General features: G+C 69.7%; 16 protein-coding genes and 2 pseudogenes. 9 read left to right on the forward strand and 9 right to left on the reverse strand.

The window, feature by feature from the left end; translation table 11 throughout:
* Positions 1-232 (forward strand): annotated as a pseudogene (locus tag A7B20_RS21685) (4Fe-4S binding protein); the annotation flags it as partial.
* 394 nt (positions 233-626) lie between these two features.
* Positions 627-2,243, forward strand: a pseudogene (locus A7B20_RS20245) (DNA translocase FtsK); the annotation flags it as partial.
* A 147-nt stretch (positions 2,244-2,390) separates the two neighbouring features.
* On the opposite strand, the gene A7B20_RS20250 reads toward A7B20_RS20245, so the two are convergent.
* Positions 2,391-3,104 carry a gamma-glutamylcyclotransferase gene (locus A7B20_RS20250; RefSeq protein ID WP_102110399.1) on the reverse strand — a complete coding sequence of 238 codons (714 nt, stop codon included), beginning with the start codon at positions 3,102-3,104 and terminating at the stop codon, positions 2,391-2,393.
* A gap of 218 nt (positions 3,105-3,322) precedes the next feature.
* Between A7B20_RS20250 and A7B20_RS20255 the strand changes: the two genes are divergently transcribed.
* On the forward strand, positions 3,323-3,937 hold the full coding sequence (locus tag A7B20_RS20255; protein WP_102110400.1) for a LolA family protein: 615 nt from the start codon (positions 3,323-3,325) through the stop codon (positions 3,935-3,937).
* A gap of 15 nt (positions 3,938-3,952) precedes the next feature.
* Here A7B20_RS20255 and A7B20_RS20260 read toward each other — a convergent pair whose 3' ends face one another.
* Positions 3,953-4,537: a transglycosylase SLT domain-containing protein gene (locus A7B20_RS20260; RefSeq protein ID WP_102110401.1), complete on the reverse strand. Its 585-nt coding sequence runs from the start codon at positions 4,535-4,537 to the stop codon at positions 3,953-3,955.
* Between the two features lie 80 nt (positions 4,538-4,617).
* Positions 4,618-5,499, reverse strand: a complete 882-nt coding sequence (locus A7B20_RS20265; RefSeq protein WP_102110402.1) for an AEC family transporter — start codon at positions 5,497-5,499, stop codon at positions 4,618-4,620.
* An 83-nt stretch (positions 5,500-5,582) separates the two neighbouring features.
* Here A7B20_RS20265 and hspQ point away from each other — a divergent pair, with 83 nt between their 5' ends.
* On the forward strand, positions 5,583-5,909 hold the full coding sequence (hspQ, locus tag A7B20_RS20270) for a heat shock protein HspQ (protein ID WP_102110403.1): 327 nt from the start codon (positions 5,583-5,585) through the stop codon (positions 5,907-5,909).
* On the opposite strand, the gene A7B20_RS20275 is transcribed toward hspQ, so the two are convergent.
* From A7B20_RS20275 to A7B20_RS20290, 4 genes are all read right to left on the reverse strand, one after another.
* On the reverse strand, positions 5,906-6,289 hold the full coding sequence (locus A7B20_RS20275; protein WP_102110404.1) for a rhodanese-like domain-containing protein: 384 nt from the start codon (positions 6,287-6,289) through the stop codon (positions 5,906-5,908). The two genes, hspQ and A7B20_RS20275, sit on opposite strands and share 4 nt — an antisense overlap.
* Before the next feature lie 26 nt (positions 6,290-6,315).
* Positions 6,316-7,893, reverse strand: a complete 1,578-nt coding sequence (locus A7B20_RS20280; RefSeq protein WP_102110405.1) for a gamma-glutamyltransferase family protein — start codon at positions 7,891-7,893, stop codon at positions 6,316-6,318.
* A 497-nt stretch (positions 7,894-8,390) separates the two neighbouring features.
* Positions 8,391-8,891, reverse strand: coding sequence for an ATP-binding protein (locus A7B20_RS20285; protein WP_102110406.1), 501 nt, complete (start codon positions 8,889-8,891; stop codon positions 8,391-8,393).
* Positions 8,881-9,249: an STAS domain-containing protein gene (locus tag A7B20_RS20290; protein ID WP_102110407.1), complete on the reverse strand. Its 369-nt coding sequence runs from the start codon at positions 9,247-9,249 to the stop codon at positions 8,881-8,883. Before A7B20_RS20290 ends, A7B20_RS20285 begins: the two co-directional genes overlap by 11 nt.
* 100 nt (positions 9,250-9,349) lie before the next feature.
* Here A7B20_RS20290 and A7B20_RS20295 point away from each other — a divergent pair, with 100 nt between their 5' ends.
* The 5 genes from A7B20_RS20295 (at position 9,350) to A7B20_RS20315 (ending at position 13,548) form a co-directional block, all read left to right on the forward strand.
* The gene (locus tag A7B20_RS20295) at positions 9,350-10,516 is read left to right on the forward strand and encodes an acetyl-CoA C-acyltransferase (RefSeq protein WP_102110408.1); all 1,167 of its coding nucleotides are present in this window, start codon (positions 9,350-9,352) and stop codon (positions 10,514-10,516) included.
* Positions 10,517-10,608: 92 nt separating this feature from the next.
* Complete coding sequence (locus A7B20_RS20300) at positions 10,609-11,070, forward strand: GAF domain-containing protein (protein WP_102110409.1); 462 nt, start codon at positions 10,609-10,611, stop codon at positions 11,068-11,070.
* The gene (locus tag A7B20_RS20305) at positions 11,067-11,681 is read left to right on the forward strand and encodes a LysE family translocator (protein WP_102110410.1); all 615 of its coding nucleotides are present in this window, start codon (positions 11,067-11,069) and stop codon (positions 11,679-11,681) included. Before A7B20_RS20300 ends, A7B20_RS20305 begins: the two co-directional genes overlap by 4 nt.
* Positions 11,682-11,845: 164 nt before the next feature.
* Complete coding sequence (locus tag A7B20_RS20310; RefSeq protein WP_102110411.1) at positions 11,846-12,502, forward strand: peroxiredoxin; 657 nt, start codon at positions 11,846-11,848, stop codon at positions 12,500-12,502.
* Between the two features lie 143 nt (positions 12,503-12,645).
* The gene (locus A7B20_RS20315) at positions 12,646-13,548 is read left to right on the forward strand and encodes an SHOCT domain-containing protein (RefSeq protein WP_102110412.1); all 903 of its coding nucleotides are present in this window, start codon (positions 12,646-12,648) and stop codon (positions 13,546-13,548) included.
* A gap of 63 nt (positions 13,549-13,611) precedes the next feature.
* Here the strand turns inward: A7B20_RS20315 and yghX are convergent, their stop codons facing one another.
* Together yghX and A7B20_RS20325 are read right to left on the reverse strand one after the other, a co-directional pair.
* Positions 13,612-14,499 carry a YghX family hydrolase gene (gene yghX, locus A7B20_RS20320; protein ID WP_102110413.1) on the reverse strand — a complete coding sequence of 296 codons (888 nt, stop codon included), beginning with the start codon at positions 14,497-14,499 and terminating at the stop codon, positions 13,612-13,614.
* 87 nt (positions 14,500-14,586) lie between these two features.
* Entirely contained in the window at positions 14,587-15,630 is a 1,044-nt protein-coding gene (locus tag A7B20_RS20325; RefSeq protein WP_102110414.1) for a LacI family DNA-binding transcriptional regulator, read from the reverse strand.
* Positions 15,631-15,899 lie beyond the last annotated feature (269 nt).

Below are 15,899 nucleotides of genomic sequence, written 5' to 3' on the forward strand. Positions count from 1 at the left end.
CCCGCTGCTCGACGACAGCCACGTTGCGATGTCGGTGAACCTTGACGCCTGCATCCAGTGCGGCCTCTGCGTGCGGGCCTGCCGCGAGGTGCAGGTCAACGACGTGATCGGCATGGCGGGGCGGGGGGACGACCACCATCCCGCGTTCCGCACGGCCGCCCCCCCGGGCGGGGCCACCCGCGGCCCCCGCGGCGGCCGCGGCCGAGCCCGCCTGGCAGGAGCCCGCGTTCCACGCGGCGCCGACGCCCGAGGGCGACGACCGGATCAAGGCGAAGATCGCCGATGTCATCAAGGCGCGGGTGCGCGCCAAGCCGATCCTGACCGCGACGATCCCCGGCCGGGCCGAGCCGCCGCTGAAGGCGCGCCATCCCCGCGGACCGCAGCCGATGATCCTCGACACCACGCCGCGCGCGCCGCGGATGCCGGCCGAGCCGCCGCTGACCGCGGCGCAGGCGGCGCATTACGCGCAGGAGGCCCACGAGGCCGACGACGCCGTCCATTACGACGTCTGGGAGGATGCCGAGCTCGAGGCCGCGCCGCTGCCCGAACCCGAGCTGGTGGCCCCCCAGCCGCAGAAGACCCCGGTCTTCAGCCACGCCGCCTCGGCCCCAGTGGCCGCCCCGGCGAAGGCCGTCGTCCAGCAGCCGCCGAAGAAGGCGGTGCCCCTGTCGAAGCAGGCCCGCGCCGAAGCGCAACCGGCGCTCCAGTTCGACGACGGCGGCGACGACTACGAGCGCCCGCCGCTGTCGCTGCTGACCAACCCCGACACCGTGACCCGCCACCACCTCTCCGACGAGGCGCTGGAAGAGAACGCGCGGATGCTCGAATCCGTGCTCGACGACTACGGCGTGAAGGGCGAGATCGTCTCGGTCCGCCCCGGCCCCGTCGTCACGATGTACGAGCTGGAGCCGGCGCCGGGCCTGAAGGCCTCCCGCGTGATCGGCCTGTCCGACGACATCGCCCGGTCGATGTCGGCGCTGTCGGCCCGCGTCTCGACCGTGCCGGGGAGGTCGGTCATCGGGATCGAACTGCCGAACGAGAACCGCGAGATGTGCGTCCTGCGCGAGATCCTCGCCTCGCGCGATTTCGGCGACTCGACAATGCGCCTGCCGCTCGCCCTCGGCAAGGACATCGGCGGCGACCCGGTGGTCGCCAACCTCGCCAAGATGCCCCACCTGCTGATCGCCGGGACCACCGGCTCGGGCAAGTCGGTGGCGATCAACACCATGATCCTGTCGCTGCTCTACAAGCTGACCCCGGACGAGTGCCGGATGATCATGATCGACCCGAAGATGCTGGAACTCTCCGTCTACGACGGCATCCCGCACCTGCTTTCCCCCGTCGTCACCGACCCGAAGAAGGCGGTCGTCGCCCTGAAATGGGTCGTGGGCGAGATGGAGGACCGCTACCGCAAGATGTCGAAGATGGGCGTGCGGAACATCGAGGGCTACAACGGCCGCGTCCGCGAGGCGCTGGAGAAGGGCGAGATGTTCTCGCGCACCGTCCAGACCGGCTTCGACGACGACACCGGGGAGCCGGTGTTCGAGACGGAGGAGACGCAGCCGGAACTGCTGCCCTTTATCGTCGTCATCGTCGACGAGATGGCCGACCTGATGATGGTCGCGGGGAAAGAGATCGAGGCCTGCATCCAGCGCCTTGCGCAGATGGCGCGGGCCTCGGGCATCCACCTCATCATGGCGACCCAGCGCCCCTCGGTCGACGTCATCACCGGCACGATCAAGGCCAACTTCCCGACCCGGATCTCCTTCCAGGTGACGTCCAAGATCGACAGCCGCACCATCCTCGGCGAGCAGGGGGCGGAACAGCTGCTCGGCATGGGCGACATGCTCTACATGGCCGGCGGGTCGAAGATCGTCCGCGTCCACGGTCCCTTCTGCTCGGACGAGGAGGTCGAGGAGATCGTCAACTACCTCAAGGGCTTCGGCCCGCCGAAGTACATGTCGGGCGTCATCGAGGGGCCGGACAGCGAGGCCGAAAGCAACATCGACGCGGTGCTCGGCCTCGGCGGCGGCAACAGCGACGACATGGAGAACGCGCTCTACGACACCGCGGTGGCGATCGTCATCAAGGACCGCAAGTGCTCGACCTCCTACATCCAGAGGAAGCTCGCCATCGGCTACAACAAGGCCGCGCGCCTGGTCGAGCAGATGGAGGAAGAGGGCGTCGTCTCCTCCGCCAACCACGTCGGCAAGCGCGAGGTGCTGGTTCCCGAACCGCAGTAGGCGCCGACGGCCCTGCCCCTCCGGGGGCGGGGGCCTCTCCCATCTTTGCTTCCCAAATATCCTGGGGTCCGGGGCAAAGCCCCGGGGGCCTGCCACCCCGCGCAACCCTCCGGGCAGACGCGCATCCCGCGCCCCGCAACGCGCGGCTCAGGCCGGGGGAAACAGGCGGTCGATCTCGTCGGCCACGCTGTGCTGCAACTCCCACAGGTAATCGTCGCGGATGTCGAGCGCGGCCAGCGCCTCCACCGTGTTCAGCAGGTACTCGGCGCAGCTGCCCTTCGGCCCGACCGCCCGGGCCAGCCGCTCGGTCTGCCGGGGCAGGGGCAGGTGGATCAGGCCATTGCCCGCCAGCGGCGTGCAGTAGAAGGCCAGGGCCCGAAGCGGCCCCTCCGCGGTCTCCACCGTCAGCCAGCGGATCCAGGGCAGCGCCTCGACATGGTCGACCTCGCGCTCGAGCAGGCGGCGCATGTGGTCGAGCGGATCGCCCTCGGGCATCCGGTAGACGGCGCCGGTGCAGCTGCCGCCCTCGGTCAGCGCCAGCATCAGGCCCGGCTGCTCGGGCGTCGCCCGCCAGCTGTGCATGTCGAGGCAGAAGGCCCGCCGCCAGCCGCGTGCCATTCCGATCCGCCGCTCGACCGTGTCGAAGGCGGGCTTCCAGATCAGCGAGCCGTAGGTGAACACCCAGAAGTCCCCCCGGCCTGCGGAGCGGGCAAGGCTCTGCGCCGCACGCTCCATCCCCGCCTCGGAGAGCAGGGTCAGCCGGGGCTCCTGGATCCCGTCGGCGATCTCGCGGTGCACCCGCGCGACGTGGCTGCGGGTGAGCGAGAGCCGGGGCAGGGGAGGCGGGGCCGGGTCGTTCACGGGAGTCGGTATCCTTCGGAAGGGGCGGTCTGCGGCGCAAGGGAAGGGCAGCGGGCGGGCAATGTCAAACCGGCGCGGGAATCTTCCTTTCGATCCTCGCCGCGATCTTCGTTGACATCCGATGCAACCCGAGGCCCCCCCGGCCTGTTATTGCCTATCAGTGGCACCTGCCCGACCCTGCGCCTATATCCAAGGCGAACCGCCGAAATGAGGACGACATGCTGACCCGACGCACTTTCATCGCAGGCACCGCCGCCGCATCCGTACTGGCCGCGGCCTCGCCCGCCTTCGCGGCGAAGATCCCGCTGAACACGATCTCGCGCTACCTGAACGGGTTGCAGACCGCGACGTCGGACTTCACCCAGATCAACGACGACGGCACGATCTCGACCGGCAAGATCTACATCTCGCGCCCCGGCAAGATGCGCTTCGACTACAACCCGCCCGAGAAGTCGCTGGTGGTGGTTGGCGCGGGCTCGGTCGCCGTGTTCGACGCGAAGTCCAACGCCAACGGCCCCGAGCAGTATCCGCTGAGCCGCACGCCCCTGTCCATCATCCTCGAGCGCAACGTCGACCTCGGGCGGCGCAACATGGTGGTGGGCCACCGGGAGGAAGGGACGAAGACCATCGTCACCGCCCAGGATCCGGCGCATCCGGAATACGGCAAGATCGACCTCGTCTTCACCGACAACCCGGTGCAGCTGCGCCAGTGGGTCATCACCGACGGCTCGGGCACGAAGACGACCGTGGTGCTTGGCGATCTGAAGGCGGGCGGCAGCCTGCCCTCGCAGCTGTTCAACATCTCGGCGGAGACGGCGAAGCGGCGGGGCTGAGCCCCGCCCGCGAGTTCAGTTCTTGCCGCAAGCCCGGAGCTGCGCGTCGTAGGTCACGGCGCGGTCGGCCACCTTGTCCGAGACGGTGAGCAGCCAGGGCTTGCCGTTGTAGCTGGCCCGGGCAAAGCCGGTGCGCCCCTCGTGATAGGCGAGATAGTGATTCTTCGCGTCCCATTTCGGGATGCCGAGGCGGGTCGAGCTTTCGTGCATGTACCAGCCCATGAAATCGGTCGCGTCGTCGATGTCGTCACGCTTCGCGCGGCGGCGCCCCTCCTTCTCGCGGTACTCGTCCCAGGTGCCGTCCAGCGCCTGGGAATAGCCGAAGGCCGAGGACTGTCGGCCCATGGGAATGATCCCGAGCGCGTACTTGTGCGGAGTGCGGGCGTCGCCGATGAACTTCGATTCCTGGTAGATCGTCGCCATCTGCACGGCGACGGGGATGCCCCACTTCCGCTCGGTGCGCTTCATGGCGGTCAGGTAATGCGGACGCTCGGCCACGATGGCGCAGGCGTTTTCCAGGTTGCGGGGCGCCGAATGATCGCGGCTGCCGCAGCTTGCCACGAACAGCAATAGAATCAGGGCGCGAAGACGTCTGCTCATCTGCCTCTCGCTATTTGTCTTTTGTTTTGGGAAAGTTTAGCGGATTGAGGCCAAATGTTGAACCTCAAATTCCCGTCGTCTCACATGACAAACGCGAGTGTGACCGGCAGCGCGGCCACCGCCATCAGGGTCGAGACCACGACCATCCCCGCCACGGCATCCGAATCCGCCCCGTATTTCTCGGCCAGGAGATAGCTGGTCACGGCCACCGGGGTCGAGACCTGGAGCACCAGGACCGCGAAGGCCACCGGGGGCAGGGCGAACCAGCGGCCCGCGGCGACGGCGATTCCGGCGCAGGCCAGCGCCTTGAACAGCGACAGCCCGATCGCCGGTCCGAAGCGTCCGGGCCTCAGCCGCGCGACCGCCACGCCGAGGGTGATCAGCATGAGCGGGATCGCCATCTGGCCGATCAGTTTCAGCGTGTTGGTCAGGAAGGCCGGCGTCTCCCAGCCCATGACGAGGAACAGCACGCCCAGCAGCGTTGCCGCCAAAAGCGGCTCTTTCAACGCCTTTACCACGCTTCCACCCCCCGAAACGATCCAGATTCCGGCGGTGAACGAGTAGATCGCCATGATCGCGAAGATCACCACGGCATAGCCCAGTCCCTCGTCCCCGAAGGCGAAGAGGGCGAGCGGCAGACCGACGTTGCCGGTGTTGCCGAAGACCAGCGGCGCGAGGTAGGTGCGCAGATCCAGCCCGGCCACCAGCAGCAACGCCAGCATCGCCACCGTCACCGCGGCATAGGCCGCGACGGTGGCCAGCGACACGGTGCCGAGGGCGGCGGGATCGATCTTCGTCTGCATCAGGGCGGTGAAGATCAGGCAGGGCACCGACAGCGTCATCGCCAGGCGGGTGACGAACTGGATCCGGTACTCGAAGCCGAGCTTCACCCAGGCGAACCCGATGGCGGCCAGCAGGAAAACGGGGGCAACGACCTGGACAACTGTAAGAAACACGCTCACAGACTGTTTCTCCGACGTCCCGTGGCTTGCATGGACAGCCACTCCCCTGCCACAATATGAACACATTCGAGGGGGATCGCACGATGTTGAAGACGCGAGCCAAATATCATCTGGGCCAGGTTGTCCGTCATCGCAAGCATCCGTTTCGCGGTGTGGTCTTCGATGTCGACCCCACCTTCGCCAACACCGAGGAGTGGTACGAGGCGATCCCGGAAGAAAGCCGGCCCGCGAAGGATCAGCCCTTCTATCATCTCCTGGCCGAGAACGATCAAAGCTATTACGTCGCCTATGTGTCCGAGCAGAACCTGGTGGCCGACTATTCCGGGCGCCCGGTGGATCACCCCGATCTGCCCGACCTTTTCGGCGATTTCCGCGATGGCGCCTATCCCCTCGAGATCCAGATGAACTAGGCCTCGACCGGGGCGCCGCTTTCCTTCCAGTGCTTGAATCCCCCTTCAAGCTCGGCCACGTTCTCCATCCCCATGTTCTGAAGCGTCTGCGCCGACAGGGCCGAGCGTGCGGCGCCCGCGCAGAACAGGATCAGCGTCTTGTCGGTGGCCAGCGCGGGCTTGTGGTAGGGGCTGGCGGGATCGACCCAGAACTCCAGCATCCCGCGCGGAACGTGCATCGCGCCCGGCACGCGTCCCTCGCGCTCCAGCTCGCGCGGGTCGCGGATGTCGACCAGCATCGCGGTCCCCTCGGCGACGCGGGACTGCGCGTCCTCCACCGACAGCGTCGTGATCTCGGCCTTGGCGCGCTTCACCATTTCGGACACGGGGGTGATCGGCATTCCTGTTTCCTTTCCTTGAACGGGCCTCAATAGCCCAGGGCGCAGCCGTCCTTGCGGGGGTCCGACGCGCCTTCCAGCACGCCGCTGTCGTGGATGCGGATCGCCTGCGCCCCGCCGATGGCGGTCTCGGGGATGACCACCTTGTGCCCCATCTCCGCCAGCTCGCGGCGCACGGCATCGCGGTAGCCGCGCTCGACCCTCAGCTCGCCCGCGTCCGCGAAGGCGCGGGGGGCGTCGATAGCGCTTTGCGGGTCCATTCCGAAGTCCGTCATGTTGCTCAGGAACCGGACATGCCCGCAGGACTGATAGGCCCCGCCCATCACGCCGAAGGGCATGATGACGCGGCCCTCCTGCCGCAGCATCCCCGGAATGATCGTGTGCATCGGCCGCTTGCCGCCTCCGGCCTCGTTCGGATGCCCCTCGGCCAGGGTGAAGCCCGCGCCCCGGTTCTGGAACAGGATGCCGAACTTCCCGGACGCGATGCCAGACCCGAAGCTGTGGAACACCGAGTAGATCAGCGAGACGGCCATCCGGTCCTTGTCGACCACGGTGATGTAGATCGTGTCCCTGTGCACCGACTCGGTCAGCTCGGCGACATGGGCCGAGGCCCGCTTCGGGTCGATCAGCGCGGCCAGCTTCTGGGCCGTCTCGGGCGAAAGCATGTGGTCGAGCTTCGTCATGTGGTCGGGGTCGCACAGGAAGCGGTTGCGCGCGTCGTAGGCCAGCTTCGACGCCTCGGCCTCGATATGGGCGCGATCGGTGCCGAACGGATCCATCGCCGCGATGTCGAAGTGCGACAGGATGTTGGCCAGCAGCACCGCCGTCGCCCCCTGGCCGTTCGGCGGATGCTCGACCAGCTCGATCCCCTTGTAATGGCCCGACACCGGCTCGGTATAGTCGCAGGCGGTGGCGGCGAAATCCTCCAGCGTGTGGCTGCCCCCCGCGGCACGCAGCGCGGCGACCATGTCCTCGGCGATCTCGCCCTCGTAGAAGGCGTCGCGCCCCTCGGTCGCGATGCGGCGCAGCACCTCGGCCTGGCCGGGGGCGCGGAAGGTTTGCCCCGCCTTGGGCGCCCGGCCGTCCAGCAGGTAGGCTGCGCGCGCCGGACCCTGCAACGTGTCCACCGCCTGCGCCCAGTCCGCGGCGACCCGCGGCGCGACGGGCACGCCCGCCTCGGCATAATGCACGGCGGGGGCGAGGCTTCCCGCCAGCCCCATCTTCCCCCAGTCCTTCGACAGCCTGCAGAAGGCGTCGATGGCGCCCGGCACCGTCACCGCATGGGCCGAGGTCAGCGGGATGCTCTGATGCCCCCTGTCGCGCAGCGCCGCCGCCGACAGGCCCGCGGGCGCCCGGCCCGAGCCGTTCAGCGCCCGGACCTCGTCGCTCCCGGGGAGCGAAAACAGCACGAAGCAGTCGCCGCCGATCCCGGTCATCTGCGGCTCGCAGATGCCCAGCAGCACGGCCCCGGCAATGGCGGCGTCCACGGCGTTGCCCCCGGCTTCGAGGATCTGGACGGCGACCTTCGCGGCCAGCGGATGCGACGTCGCGCAGATCCCGTTCTCGGCATAGACGGCCGACCGGCCGGGCAGGTGGAAATCGCGCATCTTGGGTCTCCGCTGGCTGTCGCGGGCTACCCTAGGGGCTCGGGTGGCGGATGCAATGGCGAAGGCGCGGGGCCGACGGGGAAGCAGGCGCGGCGCCGTCATCGGTGATCGGGGGAAGGCGTGTCCCGGCGCCGCGGACTGGGTGGGGGCTGTTGGTCGCGGCGCCGGGTGAAGCTTCAAAGCAGCTACAGCCTCCTTTTCCCCCGGACTCCTGTTCGCGGTGGGGGGGAAGCGGGGCATTCTTGCGGCTTTCGCGGACCCCCGCTCAACCCACGGTGTAATCCCCTGCGCCGTCCCTCCCTGGGCCGGAGGGGAGGGCGGCGATCCGTCTTCCGGCAGGCGGCGTCCCGGGACAGGTGAGAGCGAACGGCCGACGGGGTGCGGCGAGGTTCCGTCACTCGGTGCCGGGCCGTCCCGGGGCTCCGCGCAAGCGCGCGATTGCGGCTGCCCCGCGGAAGCGGCGGCCGTCGGACCGCGGCGCGCGCGGCCGGGTCCGCTCAGTTGCGGCGCAGGGACTGGTCGACGTCGATGCGGAAGCTCAGGATGTTGCGCCCGCCGTCCCGGAGATAGGCCAGATCGCGGGTCAGCCGGTGGATCAGGTACCAGCCGAAGCCCCCCTCGGGCTGGTCGCAGAGCGGCCGGTCCGGATCGGGCACGCGCAGGGGCGGGAGGCGGCACCCGGGCAGGGCATGGCCGCTGTCGATCACCCGGCAGCCCAGGCCCGCCCGGGTCTGGGTCAGCTGCACCTCGATCAGGCCCTCGGGATCGTCGCGATAGGCATGTTCCGAGACGTTGTTCAGCACCTCCGCCAGCACCAGCTCCACCGTGCTGCTGTCGTCCGCCGAAAGCTCCATCGCGCCGAGGCCGGCGAGGATGCGCGCGAGGGCGCCGCGCACGCCCAGCGGCGTGCAGGAGAAGACCATCCGCAACTCCACCGAGCGGCCGCGCGTGCCGGGGCGGCGGGCCGGCAGCGGCCGCTTGTGGGGGTCAACACGCATGGGCGGTGCCGCCGTGCGGTCGGCTTCCGTCCTCGGTCAGGGCGGCCGCGACATCGTTGTGGATCACGAAGATCGTGTCGATCCGGGTCAGGCGGAACACCTTGGCCACCGGCGGTTTCAGCCCCGCCAGTTCCAGCCGCCGCCGGCTGCCGAGCTGCTTCATCGCGCCGATGATCGCGCCAAGGCCGCTGCTGTCCAGGAACCGCACCTGGGCGAGATCCAGGATCACCCGGCCCGGCGCATCGAGGGTCACGTCGCGCATCCGTTCCTTGAAGTCGATGGCGACGGCCGCATCCATCCGGTCCTCGCGCACCGTGACCACCATCGTGCCGTCGATCATCGCCGTGTCCAGTTGCATTCCGAAGCTCCTCTCGGCACCTTGCGGAAATCAGTAGCCGCGAAGTCCTTACCTTTCCCTAACCGTCGCCAGAACGCCGAAACCTCCGAAGGAGCCCCCGATGACCGAGGTCGTGATCGCCGCCGCCCGCCGCACCGCCATGGGCGGCTTCCAGGGGGCGCTGTCGCCGCTGGCGGCGCCCGCGCTCGGCGGTGCGGCGATCGCCGCCGCGCTCGACGATGCCGGGCGCCCGGCGGTGGACGAGGTGGTAATGGGCTGCGTCCTGCCCGCGGGCCTCGGCCAGGCGCCCGCGCGCCAGGCGGGCTTCGCCGCGGGCCTGGGCGAGGAGGTGCCGGCGACGACGGTGAACAAGATGTGCGGCTCGGGGATGCAGGCGGCGATGCAGGCCTTCGACCGGCTGGCCCTCGGGCAGGCGGGGGTGATCGTCGCGGGTGGCATGGAAAGCATGTCGAACGCGCCGTACCTCCTGCCCAAGATGCGCGGCGGGGCGCGGATCGGCCACGGCCAGGTGATCGATTCGATGTTCCTCGACGGGCTCGAGGACGCCTACGACAAGGGCCGCCTCATGGGCACCTTCGCCGAGGACTGCGCCGAGGCCTTCCAGTTCAGCCGCGCGATGCAGGACGACTATGCCATCGCGTCGCTGGAACGGGCGCTGGCCGCCGGGGCCTCCGGCGCCTTCGCGGCCGAGATTGTGCCGGTCGAGGTGGCGGGGCGCGGCGGTGCCGTGACGGTGGACGAGGACGAACAGCCCGGCAAGGCCCGCCCCGACCGCATCCCGAACCTGAAGCCCGCGTTCCGCGAGGGCGGCACCGTGACCGCGGCCAACGCCTCCTCCATCTCCGACGGCGCCGCGGCGCTGGTGCTGGCCACCGGGGTGGCGGCCGAACGCCTCCCCCGCCGCGCCGTGATCCGCGGCCACGCCACCCACGCCCAGGCGCCGGGCTGGTTCACCACGGCGCCGGTGCCGGCGGCGCGGAAACTTCTCGACCGGCTCGGCTGGCGCGCCGCCGACGTCGACCTCTGGGAGGTGAACGAGGCCTTCGCCGTCGTCCCCATGGCCTTCATGCGCGAGATGGACCTGCCCCGCGACGTGGTCAACGTGAACGGCGGGGCCTGCGCCCTCGGCCATCCCATCGGCGCCTCGGGCGCGCGGATCGTCACGACGCTCCTGCACGCGCTCGAGGCCCGCGGCCTGAAGCGCGGCATCGCCGCCATCTGCATCGGCGGCGGCGAGGGCACGGCCATCGCCATCGAACGCGACTGATCCATCTTTGCTTCCCAAATATCCCCGGGGGAGGCGCCGCAGGCGCCGTGGGGGCGGGCAGCCCCCTCCTCCGCCAGCCATCAGGACCGACCATGACCGTTGACTACCCGACGCTCTCGAAAACCATCGCCAGCCTGACCGAGGGTGAAACCGACGCCGTGGCGCTCATGGCCACCGTCGCCTGCGAGGTGCACCATGCCGACGACCGCTTCGACTGGACCGGCTTCTACCGGGTCACGGCGCCGGAGATGCTGAAGATCGGCCCCTACCAGGGCGGCCACGGCTGCCTGGTTATCCCCTTCTCCCGCGGCGTCTGCGGTGCCGCGGCGCGGAGCGGGCAGACCCAGCTGGTGCCGGATGTCGACGCCTTCCCCGGCCACATCGCCTGCGCCTCCTCCACGCGCTCGGAGCTGGTGATCCCTGTGCGCGACGGCAGCGGCCGGCTGATCGCCGTCTTCGACATCGACAGCGACCGGCCCGACGCCTTCACGACCGCGGACGCCGAGGCGCTGGAAGAGATCCTGGCACGGACCTTCGCGGCCGCCCGGACGTGAGCGTCCACGCCTGGCTCGTCTTCGCGGGCTTCTGGGCGCTCTTCGTCACCACGCCGGGGCCGAACGCCGTCAACTGCATCGCCAACGGCATGGCCTTCGGGTTGCCCCGGGCGCTCTGGGGCGTGCTCGGCATCCTGACCCAGGCGGCGCTGTTCCTGACGCTATCGGCGGCTGGGGTGGCGGCGCTGCTCGCCACCGCGCCGACGGCGTTCTTCTGGGCCAAGCTGGTGGGCGCCGCGGTGCTGATCGGGCTCGGGGTGCGCAGCTGGCGCGCGGCGGGGAAACCGGCCGTGGCGCGGGAGGTCAGCGGGCGGTCGATCTACGGCCGGGCCTTCCTGATCGCCACGGTGAATGCGAAATCGGTCGCGGGCTACCTCGCCGCCTTCACCCAGTTCGTCGAGCCGGGCGTGCCGGTCTGGAGCCAGATGTGGGTGATCGCCCCCACGGCGCTGAGCCTCACCGCCCTCAGCTACACCGGCTTCACGACCCTCGGCGCGCTGCTCGGCCGTCTGGCCATGGCGGCGGTGCTGAACCGGCTGGTGCGGCGCGGGCTGGCGGTGTGCTTCATGCTCTACGGCGCGCTGCTCGGCCTCTCGGCGGTTGCGGGCTGAGTCGGGCCGAGCCGGGCCGTTCCACCGGCAGCGCGGCGTCGGAAACCGGCGTCCGGCCCGCCGGGGCTGTGGCAAACGGATGTCCTTTCCGCGCGCAAGGTGCTTCACGGCGGCGCGCCGGGCGCCTATCTCTGTCGCAACGGAACCTTCAGGAGGAGACCGACATGGCCCTGCGCATCAACGACACCGCCCCCGACTTCACCGCCGACACGACCGAGGGCGAGATCCATTTCCACGACTGGATCGGCGACGGCTACGCGATCCTGTTCTCGCACCCGAAGGACTTCACCCCGGTCTGCACCACCGAGCTGGGCATGATGGCGGGCATGGCCGAGGAGTTCGCCAAGCGCGACGCCAAGATCATCGGCATCTCGGTCGACCCGGTGGAGGATCACCACAAGTGGAAGTCCGACATCAAGGCGCTGACCGGCAACGACGTGCGCTATCCGATGATCGGCGATCCCGAGATGAAGATCGCCAAGCTCTACGACATGCTGCCCGCCGAGGCCTCGGGCGAGCCGGGCAAGCGCACGCCCGCCGACAACCAGACGGTGCGCACGGTGTTCATCATCGGGCCGGACAAGAAGGTGAAGCTGTCGCTGACCTACCCGATGACGACGGGGCGCAACTTCGACGAGATCCTGCGCGCGCTCGATTCGATCCGCCTGACCGCGCAGCACAAGGTGGCGACGCCCGCGGGCTGGAAGATGGGCGACGACGTGATCCTGACCGCAGGAGTGACGGACGAGGAGGGCAACTCGAAGTTCGGCGGGTTCGACAGGAAGCTGCCCTACCTGCGCACCGCGAAGCAGCCGCAGTGAGGCGGCCCGGGCGGGGCGACCGCGCGCTGCCGCGCGACGCCCGCCCGCCCGGCCCTGTCGGAACTTCGCCCGCATCGCGGAATTGACCCCGAGCCGCTGCCCATCGGTTGGCAGCGGCTCCGTCGTTTCAGGGAACGCGCGCCATGAGCACACTGACCCCCGAGGGGAAGCGCCTGGTGGAAGAGACCGCGGCCCGCCACGGCTTCGGCCCCGAGGCCGTCACGGCCATGCTGGAGGCGCTGTACCGGGGCGGCGGCACCCAGGCCCAGTTCGACCATCCCGAGTTCGGCGGCATGGGGCAGTGGTCCCAGGGCGGCATGACCATGGTGGGCGACATGTTCAACAACGCCCTGAAAGCGAGGGTCGACGCGCTGTGCAGCGATCTGTCCCAAGGCCTGAGCGGCGCTTTAGCGTTCGCGCCCGGCCGTGGACAGACCCAGAGCCAGGGCCACTCCTCGGGCAAGCACTACCAGTCCCAGGGCTCGGGTGCTTCGGGTCAGTCGAGCCTGTTCGTCCACGATCCCGGCAGCTGCTGGCCCGAAGACCTCGGGCAGCCCGCCTCGGAAGGGTCGCAGAACGATATGCGGTATGCGTATTTCCCGGAGAAGCGGCGTCTGGCGGTCTCGGTGAACGGCCGCCTCACGATCTACGACAGCGGCGATCACCGGATCGGCGGGTTCGGCCAGGCCCAGGGCGGCGGACAGTCCCTGAGCTTCACCAGCCAGCACGGACTGGTGCGCCTGTCGGAGCTGCCAGTCGTGCCGCACGACACCGGCGACGCCCCTCCGCCCCACGATGCGATGCAGGGTGCCGCGATGCCGGGCAAAGTGCCGGAGCGTGTGGCGGAGGCGCCGCAGCCGGATCCGCAGGGCGCTGCTGCCACTCCAGCTACGCCGCCCGAGCCGCCTGCGTCCTCGGCCCACGGTGCGCTCAGCGACGACCAGATCTTCTCGCGGATCGAGCGTCTGGCCGACCTGCGCGACCGGGGCATCCTCAGCGACGAGGAGTTCTCGGCGAAGAAGGCCGAGCTGCTCTCGCGCCTCTGAGATGCGGGGGGCCGGACGCGGCGGGCCGTGGTCCGCCTCGCCAAGGCTCGAGGGGTCGTCGCCTCAGGTCAGGTACTTGCCGAACCAGTCCAGCGTCCGCTGCCACGCCAGCGTCGCCGCCGCCTCGTCGTAGCGCGGCGTGGTGTCGTTGTGGAAGCCGTGGTTCACGCCCTCGTAGATGTACGCCTCGTAAGTCTTGCCCGCCGCGTCCAGCGCTGCCTTGTAGGCGGGCCAGCCCGCGTTGATCCGCTCGTCGAGGCCGGCGTAGTGCAGCAGCAGCGGCGCCTGGATCGACGGCACGTCGGCCGCGTCGGGCTGTCGGCCGTAGAAGGGGACCGAGGCCGCCATCTCGGGATAGGCCACCGCCAGCGCGTTGCAGACCCCGCCGCCGTAGCAGAAGCCCACCGCCCCGACCTTGCCGGTGCTGCCCTCGTGGTTCCGAAGGTACTCGAAGGCGGCGAAGAAATCGGCCATCAGCTTCGCCCCGTCCATCGAGGCCTGCATCTCGCGCCCCTTGTCGTCGGTTCCGGGATAGCCGCCGAGCGGCGTCAACCCGTCCGGCCCGAAGGCGAGATACCCCGCCTTGGCCGTGCGCCTTACCACGTCCTCGATATAGGGGTTGAGGCCGCGGTTCTCGTGCACCACCAGCACCGCCGGCAGCTTGCCGGTCGCGCCTGCGGGTTTCGCCATCAGACCCTTCATCCGGCCGTGCCCCTCGGGACTGTCGTACTCGGCCGTCATCGTCTCGATCGCCGGATCGTCGGGGGCGACCTGCTGCGCCCAGGCGTAGTTCGGCGCGAGCTGTTCCAGGATCATCGCGCCGGTGACGCCGGCGGCGGCGTATTTCCCGGCGCCCGCCAGGAAGTCGCGTTTCGACATGTGCCCGTGCACGTAGCCGTCGAACATCTCGAGGATGCGGGGGTGAAAGTCGCTGGCCTTCCTGCGGTCCATGGTGCCCTCCCTGTGGTGCCGGGGAAGGCTAGCATGCCGGGGCGAAAGCGCCGCCTGAGAAAAGCGTGATCGGCCGGCGCGCGGTCCTCAGGGCTTGTAGCGGCGCAGGGTGTCGCCGACCTGGAGCCGCGGCTCCAGCTCGATCCGCTGGCCGGTCTCGGTCACGGCGCCCGAGGCGCGGTCGGCGACGATCTGCGCGGCGGCGCGGCCGATCTCGATCCGCTCGGCGTCCATGGTGGCGAGCCGTTTCGGCAGGCCCTTCAGGAACTCCACCCCGTTGAAGCCCGCCATGCCGATCCTGCCCGGCACGTCGATCCCCTTCTCGAGGCACCAAAGAAGCCCGCCGGCCCCGATCATGTCGTTGGAATAGTAGAGGAAATCGAGGTCGGGATCCCGCGTCAGGATCGCCTCGGTCATCTCGCGCCCCTTCACCAGCGCCGAGCCGCCGGAGTAGAATTCCTGCTCGACCACCTCGAGCCCGGTCTTCGCCAGCGCCTCGGTGAACCCCTCGAACCTCTTCCGCGCGCGGTGGTCCATGGGCATCTTGGTGCCGAGGAAGCCGATCCGCTCGAACCCCTGCTTCACGATCGCCTTGGCCATTTCCCGGCCCGCCCGGCGGTGCGAGATGCCGACGACGGCATCCACCGCCTCGCCGTCGACGTCCATGATCTCGACCACCGGGATGCCACTGGCCCTGAGCATCGCGCGGGAGGCGTCGGAATGTTCGAGCCCCGCGATGATGACGCCCGAGGGCCGCCAGGACAGCATTTCGTACAGCACGTCCTCTTCCCGGTCGGGCTGGTAGTTGGTGATGCCGACCACCGGCTGCAGGTCGGTCCGGTCCAGCACCTGGGTGATCCCGGTCATCACCTCGGGAAAGACCATGTTCGACATCGAGGGGATGATGACCGCCACCAGGTTCACCCGGGACGAGGCCAGCGCGCCGGCGATCTTGTTCGGCACGTAGCCGAGCCGCTTCGCCGCCTCCAGCACCTTGTTGCGCGTCGCCTCGCTGACGTCGCCGCGGTTGCGCAGCACCCGGCTCACCGTCATCTCGCTGACCCCGGACTCGTCCGAGACGTCGCGCAGGGTCAGGGGACGGCGCGGGGCACTGGCGGGTTCGTCTGTCACGGGGGTCTGTCCTTTGCGTTTGGACGGAGTAAACCGGAAAAGGGGCAGGGGTGAAAGTCCCTTGCCCGGGGCAGCGGAGGAGGCGCGACGATGAACATCCTGATCCTGGGCTACGGGGCCATCGGCGCGGCGGTGGCGCGGGGCCTTGCGGGGCATGTCGCCGTGGCGCTGTGCCGGCCGGGGCGGGAGGAGCACGCCCGCCGCACCCTTGGCGCGACCCGGGCGGCAAGCGACGTGGCGCGGCTGGGCGGGCCCGTGGACCCCCGCGT

The sequence above is a fragment of the Oceaniglobus roseus genome, from assembly GCF_002869745.1.
GTDB lineage: Bacteria > Pseudomonadota > Alphaproteobacteria > Rhodobacterales > Rhodobacteraceae > Oceaniglobus > Oceaniglobus roseus.